A 4,522-nucleotide genomic window follows, 5' to 3' on the forward strand; every position below is an offset into this window, starting at 1 on the left:
GCGGGTGGAAATGGATCTCGGGGGAGTGTGTATTCGGGTGGCGATCGAAGCGCCAATTGACGTCGTCGCTATCGACGTAATGAAACGAATACATCCCCAGTTCGCTCCACTGGATATCGAGCCGAGCGCGCTCGGCGTCGCCGAGCCCATCGCTGAGACTGATCTGCAGTTCCGTGGGGGCGACGACGTCGTCGTACGCCGTGTCGTCGACGAGCGGTTCGAGGTCGAGCCAGAGGTCACGAATCCGCTGGAGTGCCGGCAGATAGATCGGCCCGAACTCGCCGGCGCGGTCGTCGTCGCTCATACAGCGAGCTGGTGGCTGGCCTCGTCGTACGCGAGTGCTGCTTGCGCGACGGCGAGATTCTGTCGCGTCGTTCGCCACGCGGTGAGATCGTCCCAGCCCGCTGTCTCGTCGGCGTCGAGTTGCTGGGCGAGTTCCTCGGGTGAGACCACATCGTAGCGATCCTCGTAGCGCCGGATCTCGGCTTTCATCTCCTGGATACTGTCCAGCAACTCCGGTCGAGTGACTTCCTCACGTAGCTCGCGGATCCGGGACATCAACACCCGATCACTGTTGCGCTTGTACAGCGTCGTTTGGCCCTCCTGTTCCGTCTCGGCGAAGCCCGTGTTCACGAGCGACTTGCAGTGGCGACGCGCTGTCGGCTCGCTCACGAGGGCCCGCTCGCCGATCTCGGCTGCCGACTGCCCGTCGTGGGTCTGTTCAACGACTTCGTACACCCGCTCGAATGGCGTCGTGTCGTCTTTCCAGTCCGCCTTGACCTGTTCGTTGACGTCGTCCCACGTCTCGGTCATACTGGGTGCTACACGGCCGAGAAACAAATAGTTTCCTGAGAAAATTATCTAACGGCCGTATTTGTACAGGGGCGTTGTCGGGCCACTTGTTCCTCTAGTGTCTGGTGATGCGTCCGGACAGTCGTTGGCGTGACGTTCCCGGACTCGGCGACGTCACTTTGCGTCAGCCATCGGCCTTCTTCGCGACCGGCCTTGTAGAGACAGGCCGCGGCGAACCCGGCCGGATGGACGCCCGTCGTGACGCCGCGCTCCTCGGCCTGCTCCGCGAGCATTCGGGCCCGCTGTCGGATCTCGTCCGGACACTTGAGGTCCGAAGCGAGGCGCGGCACGAACATGCTGGGGGAGACGGGCTCACCGGGGAGGCCCAGCTCTTCGTTCAGCGTCTTGTACGCGTTCGTGACCCGTGACTCTGCCACGCGGGCCATCTCGCTGACGTCGTCCACTAACCGCGAGAGGCCGTTGCACCGGCAGGCCCCGTAGACGCTGGCCGCGGCGATGGCCTCGATGGATCTGCCACGAAGCAGATCCTCGTTCTGGGCGCTCCGGAAGAGCTGGCACGCCTGGTCACGGACCGAATCGGAGAGTTCGAGCGCACTCGCCAACCGACGCACCTCGCCCAACCCGTGTGCGAGATTCCGTTCCGCCTTCGACCGCCAGCGACCACGTGTCTGCTCACGGCGCATCCGCGCGAGTCGCCGCCGCTTCTGCCCAGAGATCTCATTCCCCTTCGCGTCGGTCCCGCGACCGATTTCCGTCGACAGGCCGCGATCGTGGCGAGCGGCAGTGAGTGGAGCGCCCGTTCGCTCGTGCTCCTCGTCGTCGTACGTACGCCACTCCGGCCCGTGATCGATACGCTGTTCGTCGATGACCAGCCCACAGTCCTCGCAGGCCGTTTCGACCGCGTTCGTCGTGACCCGGCCGTCGCACTCGGGGCATTGGTTCGCGCTCGACTCAGCTTGGACGTCTTCGTCGAAGCCAGTTTCGTAGATGTCTCTGGTTGCCATCGTTCTCACCGTATTCAGGGAACCCGCCAGTACAGCGAACCCCTCACCCATTGAGGGGCAAATAAACGCTATCGAGTACGAAATCCGGCTCAGATGGGTTGTAACTCAGAACATAGTGCTTGAGTTACGGTAGTACCCGACTACAAGAGAGCGATGACGAATGACACTTAGGTCTTCGATTGTCTCGAGATATCAGTATACTATTGCGGAGGAAAAACGATGCCAGTAGCGATACCTGATTCCTTCGACTCACTCTTTCAGCAACAGGCAGTCGATGAGGTATTAATATGTTCCCTAGTCACTCAGTCTTCACCAAATGACCAAGTCCCAATGCTCGGCTACAACTCAAGATGGGGCCATCTCTTGTCCCTACCCCGCGTCAGCGGGGACTGACAAGTGTCTCTTCCATCTTCCTCTGCTTGAGCGAGCGAACCGAGGGATTTCTCAATCAGACTTCCACGAACTTATCCAGGAGATGGTTCGTTCTCATGGGGTAATTGTTCTCTTCAATACTGGGGTCGACACAATCGACTTGTCCCAGATTGATACAAGTCATCTCGATGTTGTTACCCTGAAAAATGTTCGAATAGAGACGCTGGTGCTCCCTGAGCGGCAGGTTGAGGCCGAAATTACTATCGGGAATTGTAGCCTTGGCACACTTGCTGGCGACGACCGCACCTATCATTCTCATCTCACTCTGTCAGGGTGCGACATTCGACGATGCCTCTTTCGGAGTGCGACATTCAGTGACCAAGTGCAAATCCTCGGTTGTACGATTAGTGAGGAGGCAGAATTCGGATCATCTGTGTTCAAAGACATCTCATTATTCTCCCAACCAGAACGCGAGATTCGGGAGGACCGCGACACCGATTGGGATGCAGATTTATCTTCTGCTACGAACGCAACTCAATTCGACTGTACAGCTAATTTCTCAGGAACAACATACCACGAATTCGGTCGCTTCTCCGGCTGCAGCTTCAATCTCGGTGCTCACTTCGACGATATTGAAGCAAATACGACTCTCAGTTTCTCAAACACTATATTTCGATATTTCGGGAATTTCAGGCTGTCAGAGTTCTACCGGACTATTGACTTTACGGAATCGACTTTCGGCTACGCAACTTTCGAGGAGTGCCATTTCCATGATTCAGTAAACTTTGGTAACGCAGTTTTCCATGGTCATGAACTGTCCCGTCTCCAATTTAAGCGCAGAGGATTCGAGAGTCACATGGCTTCCGAAGGGTTGCCGGACCTAGGCGCTGAGCAGGCCGAAATACGATCGAAGAACCTCCACCTCCTCAATTCGCCTGTCGGAACTAACTGGGATCTGAACATGAATGAGATCATCGTTGATGGTGCACTTCTGCTAAAACCCGTGTCCTATGCATCCAGTATCTGTCTCCAGCATGCCGAGTTTGATGATTTACAGGTTCAGGCGATGACCATTGGTAGCGGCGTAATTGGACTGGATGAATCAATAGTACATCGTGGTGAGATTCGCTTCATTGAGGATAGCAACCCTAACGTCACGGTTGAACGCACGACTCTCGGCGATGTTGGATTGTTTGGTCTTGAAGGAGTGAATCCAGTGGTAAACCTCTACTTTGGTAATACAGAGTTCGAGGGCTTCGGCTTCGATTCCCATCGGATGTTCCTTGAGGATATTGACTGGGATCTGATGCGAACTCCACGCGAGAAAACATACACAGGGCAAGAGAGCGAACAGCAATTCGTAAATGCAAGAGTAGCTGCAAGACAGGACGGCGACGACACTGCTGCTGCCGAATTCTTCATCAAGGAGAAACTGAACAGACGCCGACGGCATTGGGATGAGGCGACAAACGGCGGACTGATTAATCGAACTGCAAGTCTGTACAATGCAGTGTCAAACCTATGTCTCGATTTGCTATGTAAATATGGAGAGAGTTCACGGCGATTGCTCAATATAGCCGTGCTGGTAATACTCGGTTACGCGGGGCTCTACTCGCTGATTGATACACCCTTGAACTATAGCTTTAACCCGGCACTCGGGTGGTCTGTTACTGTTCCCGTTGTTGATCTTTCGCTAACTGCTTCTCTTCTGGAGCCTCTGGCGTATCTTCTGTTCAGTGCCGAGGTTTTCACTACCTTCGTGCTCTCTCCACCAACTGTTAGCGATCCAGCTATCAGGGTAATTACGGCGTCAGAAGGCCTCGCTGGCGCACTGTTCGTGGCTCTGTTAGTATTCACACTGACCAAATCACTGCACCGGTAGAGCGTCGCGTAATACCATCTAATGCGTGGGTGGGATCTTGAAATTTCGAGACTGATAGCCCCACAATTTGCGTCTTTAGTAGACAAATGCAGGACTAGTGGGTTAATTCAGTCTGTAATATAGATCCTTGTATGCACCTCTTTTTGAACGGCTATGTATTGACACAGTATCGTAGTGATGCAGATCGGACACTACCTCCCCCTGGAACTGGCTAAACCCCGATCCTGCGACTGGGTTTGTAGGTGTGTTCTCGACAAAGAATGCACGCATCGCAATGTAATATTGGTCGGATAGATTAGTATGGCTCCCCGCGAGTTCTAAATACGAATCAAACACCTTCTTTGCGAGCATCTGCTGCGTTTGAGAACTTATTGAGGATTCTTCGATAACGTGCTTGTAACACAGAAGAAGTGTCCAGATACTGTCTCTTATACACATCTCCGAGCCGACA

At 54.7% G+C, this 4,522-nt stretch carries 5 protein-coding genes; 1 reads left to right on the forward strand and 4 read right to left on the reverse strand.

Annotated features, from left to right (window positions below; all coding sequences use genetic code 11):
- The 3 genes from QT222_RS05835 to QT222_RS05845 form a co-directional block, all read right to left on the reverse strand.
- Nucleotides 1-304, reverse strand: a 304-nt coding sequence (locus tag QT222_RS05835; protein ID WP_491476607.1) for a toxin-antitoxin system TumE family protein, incomplete at its 3' end; no start/stop codon positions are given.
- Nucleotides 301-813, reverse strand: coding sequence for a winged helix-turn-helix domain-containing protein (locus QT222_RS05840; protein WP_491476608.1), 513 nt, complete (start codon nt 811-813; stop codon nt 301-303). The genes QT222_RS05835 and QT222_RS05840, both read right to left, overlap by 4 nt.
- A 44-nt stretch (nt 814-857) precedes the next feature.
- Nucleotides 858-1,817 carry a transcription initiation factor IIB gene (locus QT222_RS05845; protein WP_491476609.1) on the reverse strand — a complete coding sequence of 320 codons (960 nt, stop codon included), beginning with the start codon at nt 1,815-1,817 and terminating at the stop codon, nt 858-860.
- A gap of 805 nt (nt 1,818-2,622) precedes the next feature.
- On the opposite strand from QT222_RS05845, the gene QT222_RS05850 reads away from it, so the two are divergent.
- The gene (locus QT222_RS05850) at nt 2,623-4,071 is read left to right on the forward strand and encodes a pentapeptide repeat-containing protein (protein ID WP_491476610.1); all 1,449 of its coding nucleotides are present in this window, start codon (nt 2,623-2,625) and stop codon (nt 4,069-4,071) included.
- Between the two features lie 102 nt (nt 4,072-4,173).
- On the opposite strand, the gene QT222_RS05855 is transcribed toward QT222_RS05850, so the two are convergent.
- Nucleotides 4,174-4,522 (reverse strand): hypothetical protein (locus tag QT222_RS05855; RefSeq protein WP_491476611.1); only part of this gene is annotated, 349 nt, incomplete at its 5' end.

The organism is Haloferax sp. s1 (assembly GCF_058382125.1).

Excerpts from the sequence above, each read along its gene's own strand:
- QT222_RS05845 (WP_491476609.1), bottom strand. The coding sequence starts at position 1,817 with ATGGCAACCAGAGACATCTACGAAACTGGCTTCGACGAAGACGTCCAA.
- QT222_RS05840 (WP_491476608.1), bottom strand. The coding sequence starts at position 813 with ATGACCGAGACGTGGGACGACGTCAACGAACAGGTCAAGGCGGACTGG.